Below are 18,909 nucleotides of genomic sequence, written 5' to 3'. Positions count from 1 at the left end.
ACTTTCGTGTTTGCGTATGATAAAAGCCTGATTTAGAGCTTAGTTTCCTCGGGATTTTTGTCTTCCGGTTCATCGAGATTAGAGCCGTAGGTTTCTTCCGAAACTTTGCCGTTTATGGAAGTCTCATCGCTCGCTACCGCGTTTTCACTGAAGGTCTGACCCGTTTTCTCTGGGGAGGACTGGGTTTCTTCGGAGGAAGTTTCAAAAGCGTTACCAAAATTCGGTTCCTTGACTTCAGCAATGGCCCGCACATCCCACAGGGTTTCATCTCCGGTAATGTTCTCTAGCGTCACAACTTCGCCCGAGATTTCGACAATCTTTCCGAAAAAGCCGGAGGTAGTGCGAACCCAGGTTCCGGGTACCATCTCGGATTTCATTTGTTCGCGTTGCTCTTCCATCTGAGCGACCCGCTTATTGCCGAAACGTCGCATCACGATAATCATGCCCAGGAAGAGGAGAATCATGACCACCCAGGTCATAATCGGGCTCTGTCCGGTAGTGCCTGTGTTTAGCGTCAGAAGCACAAATCAACCTTTCACTTGAAAATTGCAACTAACAAAGTCTAAGGCTTAGAGACGAAAAACGAAAACTAAGACAGGGGAAAAAGGGCATTATCCTGGGGCGCCGCTAGCCCCAAGTGGTCGTATCCTTTCGGAGTGATGACTCGTCCCCGCTGGGTTCTCGCCAAGAGTCCCGCCCTCACCAAGAACGGTTCTACGACTTCTTCAATGGTTTCGCGTTCTTCACCCACCGAAACCGCCAAGGTTCCGGCCCCGACCGGTCCCCCGCGGAATCGTTCCACAATGGCGTGGAGAACGGCGCGGTCGAGCCGGTCCAATCCCATCTCATCAACTTCAAACAGTTCCAGAGTGGCTTGGGCGGCTTCCAGGTCACAAGTGTCATGCCCATTGACCAAGGCGAAATCAATGACACGACGCAGGAGACGGTTGGCAACGCGAGGAGTACCGCGAGACCGCCGAGCGATTTCACCCGCCGCCTCTTCGGTGATCTTCGCCCCCAGGAGCGTCGCGGAACGTTTCACAATCAGCGCGAGGTCTTCAGGCTGGTAGGGCTCCATGTGGGCGGTAAAACCGAAGCGGTCCCGCAAGGGAGCGGGCAAGAGTCCCGCGCGAGTTGTGGCCCCGACCAGGGTGAAAGGAGGCAGAGTCAGGGGAATCGAGGTGGCTCCCGGACCCTTACCGACCACTACATCCACGCGAAAATCCTCCATCGCGAGGTAAAGCATCTCTTCGGCGGGACGAGCGAGCCGGTGGATCTCGTCAATAAAGAGGACGTCACCTTCCTGTAGGGAGGAAAGAATTGCGGCTAAATCTCCCGCATGAGAAATGGCTGGACCGGAGGTGAGCCGTAAGGAGGTGTTCATTTCTCCGGCAATAATCATCGCGAGCGTGGTTTTCCCGAGGCCGGGAGGTCCCGCGAGGAGAACATGGTCGGCGGCGTCTCCGCGTTCTTTCGCAGCGGTCAAAACCAGTTTGAGCTGGGTTTTCACGGTGTCTTGACCAATGAAATCCGCGAGGGTCTTCGGGCGCAACGCCGCCTCGGCGGCGCGCTCCTGGTCGGTTGACCCCTGGTCCACCAGCCGCTGTTCATAAGAAAAGTTATCTTCTTCGTCAATCACTTCTTACTCCCCAAATATTTCAATGCCTCCCGCAACGCGCTTGCGGCATCCGTAGCTTCGATCGAGTTCACAGCCTCGGTGGCTTGGGCCTGGTTCCAACCGAGATTCGTCAGCGCCTCAACCACCGTCTCCGCGTTAAATCCGCTCGTTGCCTTGACGGCGGTCGCGCCGGTGGCGGGGACGATACCGAGCTTGTCACCGATTTCGATGGCCATTCTCTCGGCGGATTTCTTTCCCACCCCGGGAATCTTTTGCAGAGTAACAATGTCACGGTTCGCCACGGCTGTCGCCAGCTCAGCTGGGGACAACACCGAGAGGGTCGCCAGCCCGAGTTTAGGGCCGATACCTTTGACTCCCATCAAGGTGGCAAAGGTCTCGCGTTCCTGGGTTTGAGAAAACCCGTAGAGGGTCAGCGCGTCTTCGCGCACCACGAGATAAGTGTGGATTCTTGCGGTTTGACCGACCACTAAACTGCCAAGCGTCGCGGGAGCCGCAAAAAACTCCAGGCCAATCCCCCCAGCCAGCACTACCGCGCGGTCTATCCCCTTGGACACGACCTCACCTTGCACCAGTGCAATCACGGTTTCACCCCTCAATAATTAATTCGAACATATGTACTCTATCGCAGGCGGGTGGCGCTAAGCTCAGCGACACACGGAGGCGAAGCCGCCAGGTCAGGCGAAGCCGCCGGGTCAGACCTCCCCCGCAGAGGCGAAGCCGCCGGGTCAGACCTCTTGGCGTAATGAACGAAGTGAATGTAGCCAAAGGGTCTGACCCCCGGTGTAGCCGAACTTAGCATTTAAATGTGGCTTCGTGTCCTTCGAAGGTGAACCTGCTGACGAGGATATGGAGTTTCTCGGCTTGCCGCGAGAGGGAAGCCGCCGTCTGGGAAACATCGCTGGCGGCCTTGGTGTTCTCCCCCGACAACTCCACGGCCTCATTCATGAGTCCGGTCATGTTCCCGACACACGTGTCCATCTGCCCGAGAGAATCCATCAAGCGCCTTGCAGAAGCATCCTGAGCAATAAGGGCACTAGCAATCTCATTTTGAACCGCCGCCATCTCCTCTACCACCTGGGAGATGGATTCAATCTCAGCGACGGCCGAAGCGGTGGAGTCCTGGATGGACTGGACTTTGGTGGAGACATCCGCAGTCGCGCCTGCGGTTTCGGTAGAAAGCGACTTGACCTGGTCAGCAACCACGGCAAAGCCCTTGCCGGCCTCTCCGGCGCGAGCCGCTTCAATGGTGGCGTTCAGAGCCAACAGGTTGGTCTGTTCGGCAATATCCGCAATCGTATTTACCACTGTTGAAATCTGGTCGGCCGCTGATGTTAAAGCCGACACCGAGTCACTGGCAGTTTGCACCGCCGCTACCGCGCGCTCGGATAACTCCCCCGCTTTAGTTGAAGCTCCGCTCATCACGACCATCTGTTCCTGGAGCTCCGTACGGGCTTCGTCCGCGTCATTTGTGACCGCGCGGCTTCTCTCGGTTTTCTCCAAGGCATTGCCGAGAGTAGTAGAGGTGGCTTGCGCGGCCTTGTCGGAGCTGGTTGAAGACGCACCCAGCTCGCTAGCCGCGCTATCCACCCGCTCGGCGGCGCTTTGCACCGTCGCCATCGTATCGGAGAGAATCCTAATGGTTTGACGCAATTTCCACGCCATTCCAGCCAAATCGTCCTTGCCGAGAACCTGGGGAAGCACGGTGAAGTTGCTTTTCGAGAGGGCCTCGACCGAGGCGTCCAAGGAGCGAATCTGTTTAGTGACCTGCAAAATGACGATGGCAATCGGTCCCATAACGAAAATACAAGCCAAAATGACTGTCACAATCACGACGATGATTCCCATAGAAAGCAAATTTTGGGCTTCATCAAGGGACGTCAAGGTCTCTTTAGCGCTCGCGGTCCCGCGAGCTTTTTGGAGGGCCAGGGAGATGAGCACGAGGAAAACAGTGGTGGATCCGGCCACCATGCAGGCCGAAAAAATCGTGATGACCCCGTTCATAAGGAGTTTTTTCGTCAGCGTCCAACCTGCGCGAAATTCTTTTTCCCCGCTGTCCAACCGCGTCTTAGACGTGTTGGTATCACTCATCAGCCTCAGCCCTCCACTCAATTCGGATATAACACTTAGGTTAACTTTAGTATCCGAATTGAACTCTCGCTATAACATAAGGCAGTTTTCGCCAAAATGCTTAGAAAAATTAGCGCTTTGACCCGCTCCACACGATTTTGGCCAGACCCGCATCGTCGAGTTTCGTGAGGTCAACCTGGTCTGACAGGGCGCCGATTTTATCGAGTAGCGCAATCATGTCCCGGAACTGTTTGGGGTTCGGAAGCGATGCCTTGCCGGGGTTTTCCGGATCATAGTTCGGGATTTTCGTGAGCTCATTAGTGGCTGCGAGAACCTGCTTTGCGGCTTCGAGTGAAGCCTCGTTGGTCAAGGTCTCGTCATATTTTCGCGTCTCGGTAAGCGCCAACTCGGGATTTTCATTAATCAGGTTGACTGCCTCAGCCATTCCGTCAACCACTCCCTGGCAAATCTCCTGATTAGATTTCGCGTAATCCTCGGTGGTAACAATCGCGGCTCCCACAAGCGGGGTATTTTCGGGAAGCGCCAGGGTCGTCACCTTCACTCCGGCCAAGTTGAAACGCACGAGATCGTTATTGGAAAATCCCACCACCGCATCGACCTTTCCGGTGGTGAGCTGGGTCTGTTGGGTGTAGCCGATTTCGGAAACTTTCACGTCATCAAGGGTCAACCCCGCGGCATTGAGACCGGCTTGGAACCCGAACCAGTTTGAACCGTATCTCCCCGGCAAACCGACAGTTTTCCCTTTCAAATCCTGCCACGTCTTGATGCCGGAATCTGCTTTGGCTATCACCACTACCGGATAGCGTTGATAGAGAATCCCGACGGTGGTGAGTTCCATGCCTTGCGAAGCCGCTTGTACCGCTTCGTCGCCAAAGGCCACGACAAAGTTTTCTTTCCCGCTTAGTAGCGCGTTGAACAGTCCCTCGTCGGCTCCGTGGTGGCGCAGGTTAACCGGTGCTTTCGATCCAGCCAAATCAAAGAGTTTTTTCTCTTTCGCGACATAGAACGGCGCGAACTGAATGTTTGGAATATAGGTCAGGCCAATAGTGACAGCAACATCCGGAGTTAAAGGTCCACCGGTGATGGTGGGAGAACTCGAGTCAGTAGAGTTGGTTGGGCTTGCCCCGCTAGTGCAACCGCTCAAGGCTAAAGCAGACACTGCCAGAGCTGCCAGCAATCCAGAGAATTTCTTGAACATATCTTTACCTCTCACTTATCAAACCGCGTTCACGGTTTTGGAATGACGCTCCAGGCGATAGACCGCAAGATAGATGCCGGCAGCGAGCGTGCAGATTGTGAACAGGCTCACGAACATGCCCGACGTGTCAACATTGTGCGACTGTAAAGTGATGAGAGTGCCCATGCCGTGGCCTCCGATAACCATTTCCCCGACCACCGCACCGGTGATGGACAGCGTAATCCCGTTGCGGATTCCACCCATCAGGCCCGGCAACACCAGCGGCAGTTCCATGTATTTCAACAACTGCCAGGTGTCGGCTCCATCAAGCATCGCGGCTTCGAGGATGTGCCCCTCCAGGTGACGCAACCCGACCGTGGTGGAAACCAGAATCGGGAAGAACACCATGATGGCGCAAAGCACGACAATCGCAAGGAAAGATGCCGGTAGCCAAATCAGCAACAGTGGCGCCAAAGCCACAGCCGGAACCGCTTGGGAGGCTCCCAAGAACGGTTGCACCGCGGCATTGAGCCAGGGGAGGTGATGAATCGTGAAGGCCAAAGGCAGGCTCACAACGAGGCCGAGAACGGTTCCGGCGATCGCTTCTGCCAGCGTGTTCCCCAGATATGGCCAAAATGTGGCAGACGCGAACAATTCCATAGCGGCGCGAACCACCGCCTGCGGGGTTGGCAAAATGAACGCCGGAATCTTCCCGAGCGTGGTCACTGCAATCCAGGCACCCAGCAGGACGAGACCGAAAACAATGGGGGCGAAGATATCGAAAATCCCGAGCGTGTCACGGCGAGAGACTACCGTCTTCGCATTAGCACTCGAGAAGGACATCCTTACCCTTTCGGCTCCAGCCGCTAGGCTACCTGGGGTAAGAACGATAACCCGCCACGCAGAAATCCTCCGCGGACGCGGTCAAAAGGCTCTTCCCATCCGGACTTTAACCGTCGGTGCTGGAATCTCACCAGCTCAGCTCCCACATCTGGTGGGAGGTCGCGGACTTTACCGCCGGTGCTGACTTACACAGCCCCCAGAGCAAAATCAGTATAACACCTGGGACGTAGTCCGAACTTTACTTCAAGATTTTCGCAAGGTATTGCCCGGTGTAGGACGCCTTCACTTTCGCCACAGCCTCCGGCGTTCCTTGCGCCACAACCGTCCCACCTCCGGCTCCGCCTTCTGGACCTAGGTCTATCACCCAGTCGGCACATTTGATGACATCGAGATTGTGCTCAATCACGATGACGGTGTTGCCCTTTTCGACGAGCCCTTGCAAAACCGCCATGAGTTTTCGGATGTCTTCGAGATGAAGTCCCGTCGTGGGCTCATCCAAAACATAGATCGCCCGCCCGTTGGTGCGTTTATGGAGTTCAGAGGCAAGCTTCACCCGCTGGGCTTCCCCGCCGGAAAGCGTCGTCGCGGACTGCCCGAGTTTCACATACCCCAAGCCGACCGAAGTCAAAGTATTCAAATATCGCGAAACCCCCGGCAAAGCGGAGAAAAACTCGGCGGCCTCACTGATAGGCATATCGAGAACGTCACGCACATTCTTCCCGTTGTAGTGAACTTCTAGGGTTTCGCGGTTGTAGCGCGCTCCCCCACACACCTCGCAAGGCACATAGACATCGGGCAAGAAGTTCATCTCGATCTTCAAGGTGCCGTCTCCGCGACAGGATTCACAGCGCCCTCCCTTGACATTGAAGGAAAATCGTCCCGGACCGTAGCCGCGGACTTTCGCTTCGGGAGTATCGGCAAAGAGCTTACGAATCTGATCCCACACGCCGGTATAGGTCGCCGGATTGGAGCGCGGAGTGCGCCCAATCGGGGATTGATCCACGTGAATCACCTTGTCCAGGTGTTCAAGCCCCTCAATATGCTTGTGTCGCCCCGGCACCGTCCGGGCGTGATTCAAATCCCGAGCCAGTGCCTGGTAGAGAACAGAGTTCACGAGGGTAGATTTTCCCGACCCGGACACGCCGGTTACGGCCGTCAACAAGCCGAGCGGGAAGGAAACCGTGAGATCCTGGAGATTGTTCTCCCGCGCCCCCACAACCGTGAGTTGACGTTTCTTATCGGGTTTGCGTCGCTTTTTGGGGGTTTCGATTTGGCGGCGTCCCGAGAGATAATCCGCGGTAATAGAACCTTTGCATTTTAGTAACTCCCCGACGGTTCCCGAGTGGACAATATGACCTCCGGCTTCGCCGGCTCCCGGCCCAATATCCACAATCCAGTCTGCCGCGCGGATAGTGTCCTCATCGTGTTCCACCACAATCAAGGTGTTGCCGAGATCGCGCAAGCCCTTCAAAGTGTCGATGAGCCGCTGGTTATCGCGTTGATGCAAGCCAATTGACGGCTCATCTAAAACATAGAGCACCCCGACGAGACCCGAACCAATCTGGGTCGCGAGGCGAATCCGCTGGGCTTCCCCTCCGGAAAGCGTCCCTGCGGCGCGCGAGAGCGTCAAGTAGTTCAGACCCACATCGAGCAAAAACGCCAGTCGGGCATCTACCTCTTGGAGAATCGGTTCGGCAATGGTTTTCACCATACCTTCGAGTTTCACGTCAAGCAGATACTGCCGCGCCCGGTCGATAGATAAATCACACAGTTCGGAGATATTCAACTCCCCGACTCGCACCGCCAACACTTCTGGCTTTAGTCGGCGCCCCTCACAAGTAGGACAGGGCACGTCGCGCATATAGCCTTCATATTTGGCTTTCGCGAGATCCGAATCGGTCTCGTCGAATTTGCGTTGAATATATTGGGCGGCTCCCTCGAAACCGGTGGCATACACGCGTTCGCGACCCCACCGGTTGCGGTATTTCACCTTGATGCGATAGTTTTTGCCCCACAAGAGATGCTCCTGAACCTCCGGTGGAAGGTCTTTCCACGGGGTGTCGAGGTCAAAGCCCTCCTCATCTCCCAGCGCCTTCAAGATGCGTTGCATCGTGTCTTTAGACTTTGACCAAGGGCTCACCGCCCCTTCCCGCAGCGTCAAATCCGTGTCGGGCACAATCAGTTCGGGGTCAATCACGAGACGAGAGCCAATACCGGAACAATCCGGACAAGCCCCGTAAGGCGCATTGAAAGAAAACGTTCGCGGCTCGATTTCTTCCAAACTGAGCGGGTGGTTATTCGGGCACGCCCGTTTCTCGGAAAAACGCCGAGTCCGCTCCATGTCGTCCTCGGCTCGGTCCACAAAATCCAGCACGACAAGACCGTCGGCAAGTTTCAAGGCGTTTTCTACGGAGTCAGCCACCCGCGAGCGGGATCCGTCACGGATCACTACGCGGTCAATCGACACCGAAATGTCGTGTTTGAGCTGCTTCTCTAAGGTCGGCGGGTTCTCGAGCCGGTGGGTTTCCCCGTCCACGCGGATGCGGGAATAACCTTGAGAGGCGAGGTCAGCAAAAAGCTCGGCGTACTCCCCTTTTCTCCCGCGAATCACCGGAGCCAGCACCTCGAGGCGGGTGCCTTCCTCCAAATCCATCAGCCAGTTAGTGATTTGTTCGGCGGTTTGGGCCTGGATTTTTTCTCCACAAACGGGACAGTACTGGACTCCGGCGCGGGCAAACAGCAGCCGCAGATAGTCATAGATTTCCGTAATGGTTCCGACCGTGGAACGCGGATTGTGGGAGGTGGATTTTTGATCAATAGAAACCGCCGGAGACAGCCCCTCAATAAAATCCACCACCGGCTTATCCATCCGTCCCAAAAACTGGCGCGCATAGGAAGACAGCGACTCCACGTAGCGGCGCTGCCCTTCGGCGAAAATCGTGTCGAAGGCCAAGGATGATTTGCCCGAACCCGATAAACCGGTAAAAACAATCAACGAATCTCGGGGCAACTCCACATCTACGCTCTTCAAGTTATGTTCGCGAGCCCCGTGAACCAAAATCTTATCTTTCACCCGTACAGTTTAAGCCACCGCGGAAAAACCCGCGATTCGGGGACTCTCCCCGCGTGAGTCATATGGCAGGTGTCCCCACCCTTCCTCGTCGAGGTTTAGAATCAAACCATGAAAACCGTCGTGATTTACACCTATGATCCCGCCCGCGAAGCTGACCGCGCCGCGTTGCGCCCCAAACACTTGGCCTATATGAGCCAACTCCAGGACGAAGGCAAGCTGACTTTTGCCGGCGCCTGGGTCGAGGAACCGGAAACTCCCGGGGCGCTCCTGCTTCTGAACACGGAAAACCCCGAGGAGGCTCGCGAGTGGCTCCAGCAAGACCCTAACCAGCTTGCAGGTATTGTCCAAAACATCGCGACCCACAAATGGAATCCTACCGTCGGGGAAGTAGCGTAGCGGAGCAATCGGGGACGGTTTCGGCTCTGCGCAATGCGCGAAGGCGAATGAAGCAAAGTGGAACCGTCCCCGCGATTGCGGAGTTCACCACATCCCAAACTAGCCATTGAAAACAAATATGAAATTTCTCCCAGCCCTGAACCGTCTCGACTGGTTCGTCCTGACGCTACTCGCGATTATGATTTTGGGGATTTTCGTTCCCCTCCCTTCTCCCGCAGTCGATTTTTTCGCCACAGTGAGCCACTGGGCCATTGTGGTGTTGTTCTTTGTCTACGGGGCAAAGTTGAACTCGGAAGAAGTCATCGGGGGACTAAAGAATCTCCGTCTCCAGGTGGCGATTCTCCTGTCCACCTTTGTCATCTATCCGCTCCTAGGGCTGTTGAACCACGCCCTCATCGGGCGCCTCTTGGGAGCCGGCTTCGCCCTCGGAATGTTCTATACGACACTCCTTCCCTCCACAGTCCAGTCCTCCATCGGCTTCACCTCTATTGCCCGTGGCAACGTTCCCGGAGCCGTCACCGCCGCAACGGTTTCCAATCTCCTCGGCACTTTCCTCACCCCGCTGCTGGTGATGTTGTTTCTCCAAAAGGGCACCACGATTTCACTCACCACTTTGCGCGATATCGCCTTGCTGATTCTCCTGCCTTTCGTACTCGGACAACTCTCGGGACGCTGGACGAGAAGCTGGTTGCGCACCCACCCGATTGTGACGAAAATCGTCGATAAGGGGACGATTTACCTGGTCGTTATCTCCGCAGTGTCTTCGGCCAAGCTCCAGGGTCTGTGGGACACTGTCTCCCCGCGAGACTTCCTCGTCATCGGTTTAGATGCCGTGGTCATCGTCGGGATTATGCTCATTTTCACCTGGTTTGTTTTCGGCAGTCTTTTCAAAATGCCGCGGGCAGATCGGATTGCCCTGTTGATGTGCGGCTCCAAAAAATCTCTCGCCACCGGTCTCCCGATGGCTCTCATCATTTTTCCCGCCAACCAGGTGGGCCACATCATGGTGCCGATAATGCTCCTGCATTTGTTGCAGTTACTGATGTGTTCGCTTCTCGCCACCAAACTTTCGCGCCGCCCCTAGCCGAACACAGCTACTAGCCGAGCACCGCCCAGGCCACCGCATCCGAGACGGCACCCGCCCCTCCCACGACGAGGGAGGACTGGCGCTGCGTGAGGGTCGCGAGGCTGGTGCCGGATTCGGGCGGGAGTTGCGAGGGGCTCGTCAACAAGAGCCTCGCGTTTCGGCGCGCCGCCAAAGGCGCTGCTGACAAGCCATCGGGGAAATTCACTCCCGAGACGACTAGGGCGCTCGTAGTGTAGGGGGTGAGATTCGCGGCCAGCAGGGCAGCGGTGTGGTAGCGATTCGCCCCCACGAGTCCCACCGCCGGTATTCCCCCGGGCTGGCTGGAGTTCCAGGCCTGGTAGGCCGGCCCGCCTACGGCATAAAGCCTAGGGGAACTGGCGGCGCGGGAACCGAGGAAGGCAGCCGTCGCTGGAGGCATCGAATGACTATTGGTCAGTAAAACGACGCCGTAAAGGTTTGCTCCGGCGGCCCCCGCGCTCAAAGCATCGGGAAAATTGATTCCATCGGCTAAGAAAATCGGGTTAATAAGACGACCTTGGAGGTTCCACTTCTCAATGGCAGTTCGCGCCACCAAAACAGCAGTCTCGAACCTGTCGGCTCCCGCCAGGCTATGCACCTGTATCCCCCGCCCCCCGAGAGCCGCCACAGAATTCGGGTCGAATTGTAATCCACCCCCCACAAGATAAACTTCGCGAATCCCCCGATTCAGAATCTCCGCAACCGTGGTGGGTTCAATGGTCGCGGCGGTAGATAGGAGCAGGGGCGCATTCATCGAGGCTGCCAGCGGTCCGGCCGCGAGCGCGTCAGCAGCGTTTCGTCCGGTAGCGATAACGACCGCATTGCTGATAAATCCGCCCTGTTGCCACACCGCTAGGGAGGTCTGGACACGGTTAGATCCGGCGATACGGTTCGGGGCCACCGGCACGGTAGGCACGGGGACGGAAGTCGGGTTCGCCGCAGGGTTGGCGGGTCCCGCAGGAGCCGGATTCTGCGGCGAGGGCGCTAAACCGAGCGTTTGTAAAAACCAATCCCGAAACACGGAACTCGGCACAAACTTATAGTCTTCGGGAATAAATGACTCATAGGGGTAGGTGACTGCTGCCGACAGCACGCCGGCGATCTTGCCATTACTGACCAGTGGCCCGCCGGAGTCCCCGACGACGGTCTTCACCCCGGAGGGAGAACGTGCGAACAGGTGACCGTCCCAGCTCGTCCCGACTACCTGTACCAAGGCTTCCGTGAGAACATCCGAACCTCCGAAACCGTAGAATGTGGCGTTACTTCCGGGGGCAACTGGAGCGTCAACCAGCGCTAGGGATGGCCTTTGCGGAGAATGGTCAAGTTTCACCAAGGCGACATCGTAGGACGGATGCTTCACGATTTCGGTGAGGCGGTAGGGAAATTCATAGGAAGGCCCCGCCCCCACGTCAGCGTAGGCCTCGCTCATCACCGGATTTTCTACGCAGTGGCGCGCGGTGAGAACCCAAAGGGAGGAAACTATCGAACCGCTGCAGTGGACAAAGCCTTGGTCTTGGGTATCCATAATCGCTAGCTGCACCGCCCAAGGGGTGGTGGAGCCGTCGGGATGGTTCGGCGGGGTGACGGCCCCCGCCGGCACCGCCAGGGACAGTATTCCCAAGCCCGCCAAGACCGCAAACAGTAGTTTCTTCACTATCCACCCATCGGCCAAAACGTTGAACTATTAAGCCTCTGCGGCTTCAACTTCGGAAGTCTCACCAGCAGCCTGCTGCGCTTTTTGGGCTTTTTTCGCCTTGTGACGCGTTGCTATCAGCGAGGTTACCGCGGTAAGAGCCAAGGTCACCACGATGAAACCGAGGGAGAACGGGATGGTCGGCTCGGGAAGATTCTCGAAAGGAAGACCGGAGTTGATGAACCACAGTTCATTGGTAGCCAGCGCGTGAATCAGGAGTTTCACGCCGATAAATCCGAGGATGACGGCCAGCCCGAAGTGGAGGAACACCAGACGCTCCATCAACCCTTCAATGAGGAAGTAGAGCTGACGCAGTCCCATCAGTGCGAAAGCGTTCGCGGCGAAAACGATGAAAGCCTCGTTGGTGAGACCGAAAATAGCGGGGATGGAATCCACTGCGAACATGACATCTGCGGAACCCACCGCAATCACCACCAGCAAAAGCGGAGTGATGTGGAGTTTGCCCTCATGGCGATGCAAATACTTGTGGCCCACAAAATTAGGGGTCACCGGCAGCATCCGGCGCACGAGTTTCACGAAACCATTGTCCTCGTATTCCTCCGAATCCTCGGCCTCGTCCTCATCCGCCCCGACGCCTTCGCGGACCTGCTTGTAGGCGGTGAAAAGGAGAAACGCCCCGAAAATATAGAAAATCCAGGAAAAGTTTTCGATTAGCGCCGAGCCCAAGAGAATGAAGACCAGTCGGAAAATCAAGGCCAAAGTGATCCCAACCGCAATGACCTTTTGTTGAATTTCCCGCGGTACGCTGAAACCGGCGATGATGATAACGAATACGAAAAGGTTGTCGAGAGACAGCGACCATTCCGTCACCCAGCCGGCAAAATATTGGGCACCCAAATCCCAACCCAGGGTCAGCCCAATAACGACACCGGCGCTCAAAGCAATCCCGATATAGATACAGGTCCAAATCGCGGACTCTTTCATCGAAGGAAAATGGTCTTTCCGGACGTGGCCGAAGAAGTCAAAAGTCAAGATGCCGATAATGACGACAGTGAGGATAATCCAGGCAATTAATGGTACATGCATAGCGACTTAAGTCTAGCAGATCATGGGTAATATTCGCGTCATGGAAGCTTCACGGTATACTAAAGCAACGACTCGTCCGCGGATGCGCTGTCGCTTCCCCGACCCGTTCTAGAAAGGTATGAAAATATGAACCTATTTACCATTGTTCCCACCACCGCCGAGGTCCTCAGCGGCACCCAGGGTGTGGCCATCGCCATGATTGTGTATTTCACGGCTATGATCATCATCGGGATTTGGGCTTACACCCGCACCTCCACCATGGATGACTACATGCTCGGGGGTCGTGAGCTCAATCCTCTGGTGGCCGCGCTTTCCGCCGGCGCCGCCGACATGTCGGGATGGCTGTTGATGGGTCTTCCCGGCGCCCTCTACGCAGCGGGCCTAGTCCAGTCCTGGATTGCAATCGGACTGACCGTGGGGGCCTACATCAACTGGTGGATTGTGGCTCCTCGGCTTAGAACCTACACGGAAGTTTCTCAAAACTCGATTACCGTGCCGTCTTTCCTCTCCAACCGTCTGCGCGACAGATCCAACGCACTTCGGGTGACCGCCGGCATCATTTTCTTTATTTTCTTCACGCTCTACGTGGCCTCTGGCCTGGTTTCCGGCGGCAAATTCTTCGACTCGTCTTTCGGAATCCCCTACGAAACCGGCATGATTATTGTGGCTTCCATCGTGGTGCTCTACACCTTGGTCGGCGGGTTCCTCGCGGTGTCCTGGACCGACATGGTGCAGGGCTTGATGATGGTTATCGCCCTGGTCACGGTTCCGATTGTGGGCCTGATTATGGCCGGCGGCTTTGAACAAGTGGCCCTTGATGTTGCCGCCAAGGGAGCGGCCACCGACCAGGAAATGCTTTCCCTGGTCTTCAACGTTGACCCGCGCGACATTATCACCGGCCTGGCTTGGGGCTTGGGCTACTTCGGGATGCCCCACATTATTGTCCGCTTCATGGCTTTGAAGACCCCCCAGCAAACCACACAGGCGCGCCGAATTTGGGCTATCTGGATGGCACTGTCGCTGTTTGGGGCGATTGGTACGGCCATGGTCGGTATCTCTTTGGCCGCTCAAGGCATTATCAATATGGATGGCGCTGACGATGAGACCATCTTCTTGGTGACTGGACAGACCCTCTTCCCCTCGCTCATTGCCGGCTTCATGTTGGCTGCCATCCTCGCCGCCATCATGTCCACGGTTTCCTCCCAGCTCTTGGTGACGTCTTCGGCCGTGGTGGAAGACATCTACAACTCCTTCTCCAAGCACAACGTGAAAGAAGTCAACCTCGGAATCACCATCGGTGACAAGACGGTTCGCGAATCGAACCTCGGGGTCACGATGGGTCGCGTGGTGGTTCTCATCGTTACCGTAATCGCCGTGGTTTTGGCCTGGAACGCGAAAGAATCCACCAGCTTCATTTCTTCCTCGATTCTCGCCATCGTGTCCTTCGCCTGGGCCGGTTTCGGGGCAGCCTTCGGTCCGATCATCATCCTGTCGCTGTGGTGGCGTAAACTCACCGCGCAGGGAGCCCTGTGGGGCATGATTACCGGAGCGGTCGTGGTAGTCCTCTGGCACTACCTGCTCAACAATGGGAAGTTCTCTACCATCGTTGACACCAAGATTTATGAAATCCTCCCGGGCTTTGTGCTCTGCTGGCTGGTCGCGTATGTTGTTTCGATACTCACCTACCAGCCGAATCCGGAGATCGACGCCGAATTCGACAAGGCGATAGAGATGGCGAAGGCCAAGGAATACGTCCCCTTCACTCAAGAAAATCACAACTAGGATTAAAGGAGAAAAGTTGAACACTCTCAATGAACAAGAGCTTGCCGAACTGCGGGAAGTTGGAGAATTGGCGATTGAACGCGCCAAGAAATGGGTCGAAGAATCTAAGAAATACCCGATTGACTATGCCTCCAAGCTCCTTTCGAAGACCTTGAAAGATCCGAAGGGCCTGGATTTCACGGTCGCCTTTGTTGACGAGGTGGTCCGTCCGGAAGACAAGAAGATTGCCGGTAAAAACCTTGCCGCTTTGGTGAAATCTATCCCCCCGAAATTCCTCCCCACCTACCTGAAACTCCCCGCCATCTACGGTGGCGCCATGGGGGCCGGACTTCCGGAGGTGGCGGTTCCGGCCGCGCGTCGGGTTTTCCGCGAGCTGGTTGGTGACCTCGCTATCGACGTAACCGATAAGTCCCTCGGGACCGCCATCGGGAAACTTCGCGCCGACGGGTCTCGGTTGAACATGAACCTCCTCGGTGAGGCCGTCTTGGGTCAAAAGGAAGCGAAACGACGCTTGAACGACGTGGTTGACCTGTTACAGCGAGATGACGTGGACTATGTGTCCATCAAGGTCTCGGCCGTAACCGGCCCGCATATTCCCTGGGATTACAAGAACATGGTGGAACTGGCGGTGGAGAATCTCCTGCCGCTATACCGCGAAGCAAATCGGTTCTCCCCGAAGAAGTTCATCAACTTGGATATGGAGGAATACCACGACCTCCACATGACGATCGACGTGTTCAAGCGCTTGCTGGAACACGAGGATTTGCAGGGGCTAGAAGCCGGTATCGTGTTGCAGGCGTACCTGCCGGATTCTTTGGATGCCATGGTTGACCTCCAAGAGTGGGCCGCGAAGCGCGTCGAGAAGGGTGGGGCGCCCATCAAAGTGCGTGTCGTGAAAGGCGCCAACCTCTCGATGGAGCATGTGGATGCCCAGATGCACGGCTGGCCGATGACCACCCAGCCGGACAAGGCCCACACGGACGCGAACTATATCCGGATTTTGAACTACGCCTTGACCGCTGAACACGCCAAGAATATTCGTATCGGCGTGGCGGGCATGAACGTCTTTACCGCCGGTTTCGCCTATGAACTCGCCAACAAGCGCGGGGTCTTCGAGACGAAAGGCTGCGAGTTCGAGATGCTCACCGGCATGAACTCCTCGATGGCGCGGGCCGTCGCTGAGGACACCGGTCCGCTACTTTACTACGTGCCGGTGGTTCACCCCGAGGAATTCGACGTGGCCATCTCCTACCTGGTGCGTCGCCTGGAGGAGATTGCGGCTCCCGAAAACTTCATGAGTGCCGCCTTCGATTTGACGACTTCCGAGGAGATGTTGAATCGGGAGTTGAACCGCTTCCAAGACGCCATCGATATCGCCAACGACATCGAGTTTGGCCCGAGGCGTCACCAAGACCGCGCTCAGGAAACCGCCGAGGAAATCGAGTCACAGCAGAAGAACGCTGCTGGTGAATGGGAGTTCAAGAACGTTCCAGACTCGGATTCTTCGCTGCCCGCCAACGTGAAGTGGGCCGAGGAGATTGCGGCAAAGATGAAAGACTCGAAGCTCGGGGTGGAAACCGTCAACGCTTCGAAGGTGTCTTCCGAAGCAGAACTCCAGGAGGTTCTCGCTCGCGCCGAGGAGGGTGGCAAGAAGTGGGCGGCTCTCGGTGCCACGGAACGCGGCGAGATTCTGCACCACGCCGGCGTCATCATGAGTCAGCGTCGCGCCGATCTCATCGAGGTCATGGGCTCCGAGGCTGGTAAGGCTCTTGACCAGGGCGATGTCGAAGTTTCCGAAGCAGTGGATTACGCGCATTACTATGCCGAATCCGCGAAAACCATGGAAAAGGTCGCGGGAGCCAAATTCACTCCCGCCCAGATCACGGTCGTCACTCCCCCGTGGAACTTCCCCGTGGCGATTCCCGGAGGTTCCACGATTGCCGGTTTGGCGGCGGGGTCTCCGGTTATCTTGAAGCCGGCAACGCCGGCGCGTCGCTGTGGCGCGCTTTTGGCCGAGTGTCTCTGGGAGGCGGGGGTTCCTCGGGAGGTTTTACAGCTCGTGACCTTGGCGAATCACGATTTGGGTAAGACCTTGATGACCGATCCGCGAGTTGAGCGGGTGATTTTGACCGGTTCGATTGAGACCGCCCAGATGTTCCGCTCGTGGCGTCCCGACCTCGGTCTCTTGGCAGAGACCTCCGGAAAGAACGCGATTATTGTCACGCCTTCTGCTGACCTCGACTTGGCGGTGAAAGACGTGGTGAGTTCCGCTTTCGGCCATGCCGGCCAGAAGTGTTCGGCGGCGTCTTTGGTGATTCTCGTCGGGACTGTCGGTGTGTCTAAACGTTTCCACCACCAGCTCATTGATGCCGTGAAGTCTCTCCACGTCGGCTACCCCTGGGATCTCGGAATCCAGATGGGTCCCGTGGTGGAACAACCCGGGGAGAAGCTCCTACGCGGTTTGACCCAGCTTGAGCCGGATCAGACCTGGGCGATTAAGCCCCGCAAGTTGGACGATTCCGGGCGGTTGTGGAGCCCCGGGGTGCGTGCCGGCGTGGAACCCGGCAGCGAATACCACCTGGTGGAATACTTCGGCCCGATTTTGGGAGTCATGCGCTGTGACACTTTGGAGGAAGCCGTCGAAATCCAAAACCAGGTGGAATACGGTCTCACCGGCGGAATCCATTCCTTGAATCCGCGTGAGATTCAGTACTGGCTCGACCACGTTGAAGTCGGCAACGCCTACATCAACCGCGGAATCACCGGCGCGATTGTCCGCCGTCAACCTTTCGGCGGCTGGAAGCGTTCCGTGGTTGGGGCCGGTTCCAAGGCCGGCGGCCCGAACTACCTCTACGCGCTCGGCGAATGGTCGCCCGACGATGCAGGTTTATCAAAGATTTCGGGGTCGGCTAGCGGGTCTTTGGCTCGCGAAATCCTCGATCTCGGCGAGGAACTTGGCGCGGATGAGAAGCTGGCCAAGTCCTTGGCGAGCGACGAGTTCGTTTACAACAACGAGATCAACACGCTGCGCGATCCTTCCCAAGTTGGTGTGGAGCGCAACATCTTCCGCTGCCTCCCCGTTCCGGTGGTCTTGCGCGTGGGACCGGAGGCGCAGCCCTGGGAAGTGGCGCGCGTGCTTCACGCCGGTCTCCTGGTTGGCTCCCAGATCATGTTGTCTTGCGCGACGGCTCTGCCCTCGGGCTTGGCGAGTTTCGCGGCCAAACATGGCGTTAGCGTCATGGAACAAGACGAGACCGCTTGGCTCGATTGGGCGAAACTCTGGGCCAAGGGAGAAGCCGGCTATGACGGGCGCATCCGGATCATCGGTGAAACCAAGGAGAAGGTAGCGGCGGCCATCGAAGGCAATGTGGACGTGGCGATCTGGGATCATCCGGTGACCTATGCCGGCAACGTCGAGATGATTCCCTTCTTCCACGAGCAGGCCGTGGCTTTGACGAACCACCGCTTCGGCGATCCCACGCCAATCACCGAAGGCATCTTGGAAGACCGCGTCGTCGACTACTAATACCTAGCCTGGCGAAGCCGGCGGGTCGGACCAAGTGCAGCCGGCGGGTCAGACCTCTTGGCGAAGTGAGCAACGCGAACGAAGCCAAAGGGTCTGACCAGCCGGCGAATCTGTTTTTAAGCAATTTCACTCCGCCACAATGGGTCAGACCCTTCTGACTACACTTCGTTACGCCACCGCGACGAAGGTCGAGCGCAATGCCGAGGTCGCTCGAGCATTGCCGAGGCCAAGTAAGCGGCGCGCAACTTTGCAAAGCAAAGTTGCAAGCTGAGAGGTCCGACCCGGTGTCTACGCAGCTGACGAAGCCGTTTCTGCCCCAGGCGTAGCCGGAAAAAACATCCCAACCCTTTATAACCCTCCCATGTTCGCGTTTCACCGGTCCAAACCCAGGAGAATTTCGCCCGCACTGCCACTATTGCGGTGTCAGATGATGAGTGCAACGTTTTTTTGGAAGGGAGTTGCGCTCTTGGGTGGTAGGTGGTCTGGTTCGGCTGTGCGTGAGTATGCGTTGGAGTTGTTAGAGCTTGGGTGGACTGCGAA

At 56.8% G+C, this 18,909-nt stretch carries 13 protein-coding genes and 1 riboswitch; of the genes, 4 read left to right on the top strand and 9 right to left on the bottom strand.

Features of this window, described 5'->3' with window-relative positions:
* Positions 1 to 32: 32 nt before the first annotated feature.
* From FYJ63_RS09435 to uvrA, 7 genes are all read right to left on the bottom strand, one after another.
* Positions 33 to 524, bottom strand: coding sequence for a preprotein translocase subunit YajC (locus FYJ63_RS09435; protein ID WP_277027971.1), 492 nt, complete (start codon positions 522 to 524; stop codon positions 33 to 35).
* Between the two features lie 65 nt (positions 525 to 589).
* Complete coding sequence (gene ruvB / locus FYJ63_RS09430) at positions 590 to 1,636, bottom strand: Holliday junction branch migration DNA helicase RuvB (protein ID WP_407717231.1); 1,047 nt, start codon at positions 1,634 to 1,636, stop codon at positions 590 to 592.
* Entirely contained in the window at positions 1,636 to 2,220 is a 585-nt protein-coding gene (gene ruvA / locus FYJ63_RS09425) for a Holliday junction branch migration protein RuvA (RefSeq protein ID WP_277027968.1), read from the bottom strand. The genes ruvB and ruvA overlap by 1 nt, the downstream gene beginning before the upstream one ends.
* 211 nt (positions 2,221 to 2,431) lie before the next feature.
* Complete coding sequence (locus tag FYJ63_RS09420) at positions 2,432 to 3,727, bottom strand: methyl-accepting chemotaxis protein (protein ID WP_154546083.1); 1,296 nt, start codon at positions 3,725 to 3,727, stop codon at positions 2,432 to 2,434.
* A 109-nt stretch (positions 3,728 to 3,836) separates the two neighbouring features.
* Complete coding sequence (locus FYJ63_RS09415) at positions 3,837 to 4,925, bottom strand: ABC transporter substrate-binding protein (protein WP_154546081.1); 1,089 nt, start codon at positions 4,923 to 4,925, stop codon at positions 3,837 to 3,839.
* 18 nt (positions 4,926 to 4,943) lie between these two features.
* The gene (locus tag FYJ63_RS09410) at positions 4,944 to 5,747 is read right to left on the bottom strand and encodes an ABC transporter permease (RefSeq protein WP_154546079.1); all 804 of its coding nucleotides are present in this window, start codon (positions 5,745 to 5,747) and stop codon (positions 4,944 to 4,946) included.
* An 83-nt stretch (positions 5,748 to 5,830) separates the two neighbouring features.
* Positions 5,831 to 5,955, bottom strand: a riboswitch (FMN riboswitch).
* 30 nt (positions 5,956 to 5,985) lie between these two features.
* Positions 5,986 to 8,820 carry an excinuclease ABC subunit UvrA gene (gene uvrA, locus FYJ63_RS09405; protein WP_338106902.1) on the bottom strand — a complete coding sequence of 945 codons (2,835 nt, stop codon included), beginning with the start codon at positions 8,818 to 8,820 and terminating at the stop codon, positions 5,986 to 5,988.
* A 108-nt stretch (positions 8,821 to 8,928) separates the two neighbouring features.
* Here uvrA and FYJ63_RS09400 point away from each other — a divergent pair, with 108 nt between their 5' ends.
* A complete protein-coding gene (locus FYJ63_RS09400; protein WP_154546077.1) occupies positions 8,929 to 9,216 on the top strand; it encodes a YciI family protein in 288 nt (95 codons plus the stop codon).
* 118 nt (positions 9,217 to 9,334) lie between these two features.
* Positions 9,335 to 10,300: a bile acid:sodium symporter family protein gene (locus FYJ63_RS09395; protein ID WP_154546075.1), complete on the top strand. Its 966-nt coding sequence runs from the start codon at positions 9,335 to 9,337 to the stop codon at positions 10,298 to 10,300.
* A 13-nt stretch (positions 10,301 to 10,313) separates the two neighbouring features.
* Here the strand turns inward: FYJ63_RS09395 and FYJ63_RS09390 are convergent, their stop codons facing one another.
* On the bottom strand, positions 10,314 to 11,975 hold the full coding sequence (locus FYJ63_RS09390) for a cell wall-binding repeat-containing protein (RefSeq protein ID WP_338106901.1): 1,662 nt from the start codon (positions 11,973 to 11,975) through the stop codon (positions 10,314 to 10,316).
* Between the two features lie 30 nt (positions 11,976 to 12,005).
* Positions 12,006 to 13,061, bottom strand: coding sequence for a TerC/Alx family metal homeostasis membrane protein (locus tag FYJ63_RS09385; RefSeq protein ID WP_154546073.1), 1,056 nt, complete (start codon positions 13,059 to 13,061; stop codon positions 12,006 to 12,008).
* Positions 13,062 to 13,187: 126 nt separating this feature from the next.
* Between FYJ63_RS09385 and putP the strand changes: the two genes are divergently transcribed.
* Positions 13,188 to 14,843 carry a sodium/proline symporter PutP gene (putP, locus tag FYJ63_RS09380; RefSeq protein ID WP_154546063.1) on the top strand — a complete coding sequence of 552 codons (1,656 nt, stop codon included), beginning with the start codon at positions 13,188 to 13,190 and terminating at the stop codon, positions 14,841 to 14,843.
* Positions 14,844 to 14,859: 16 nt separating this feature from the next.
* Complete coding sequence (locus FYJ63_RS09375) at positions 14,860 to 18,369, top strand: bifunctional proline dehydrogenase/L-glutamate gamma-semialdehyde dehydrogenase (RefSeq protein ID WP_154546061.1); 3,510 nt, start codon at positions 14,860 to 14,862, stop codon at positions 18,367 to 18,369.
* Positions 18,370 to 18,909 lie beyond the last annotated feature (540 nt).

The sequence above is a fragment of the Mobiluncus porci genome (genome assembly GCF_009695935.1).
GTDB classification, from domain to species: Bacteria; Actinomycetota; Actinomycetes; order Actinomycetales; family Actinomycetaceae; genus Mobiluncus; species Mobiluncus porci.
Note: the sequence above shows the minus strand (reverse complement) of the source record. Positions and strands in the feature narration are given on the sequence as shown.

What these genes read in the sequence shown, in the direction of transcription:
- FYJ63_RS09395 (WP_154546075.1), top strand. Translation starts at nt 9,335, where the DNA reads ATGAAATTTCTCCCAGCCCTGAACCGTCTCGACTGGTTCGTCCTGACG.
- FYJ63_RS09410 (WP_154546079.1), bottom strand. Translation starts at nt 5,747, where the DNA reads ATGTCCTTCTCGAGTGCTAATGCGAAGACGGTAGTCTCTCGCCGTGAC.
- FYJ63_RS09400 (WP_154546077.1), top strand. Translation starts at nt 8,929, where the DNA reads ATGAAAACCGTCGTGATTTACACCTATGATCCCGCCCGCGAAGCTGAC.
- putP (WP_154546063.1), top strand. Translation starts at nt 13,188, where the DNA reads ATGAACCTATTTACCATTGTTCCCACCACCGCCGAGGTCCTCAGCGGC.
- FYJ63_RS09385 (WP_154546073.1), bottom strand. Translation starts at nt 13,061, where the DNA reads ATGCATGTACCATTAATTGCCTGGATTATCCTCACTGTCGTCATTATC.
- FYJ63_RS09420 (WP_154546083.1), bottom strand. Translation starts at nt 3,727, where the DNA reads ATGAGTGATACCAACACGTCTAAGACGCGGTTGGACAGCGGGGAAAAA.
- FYJ63_RS09415 (WP_154546081.1), bottom strand. Translation starts at nt 4,925, where the DNA reads ATGTTCAAGAAATTCTCTGGATTGCTGGCAGCTCTGGCAGTGTCTGCT.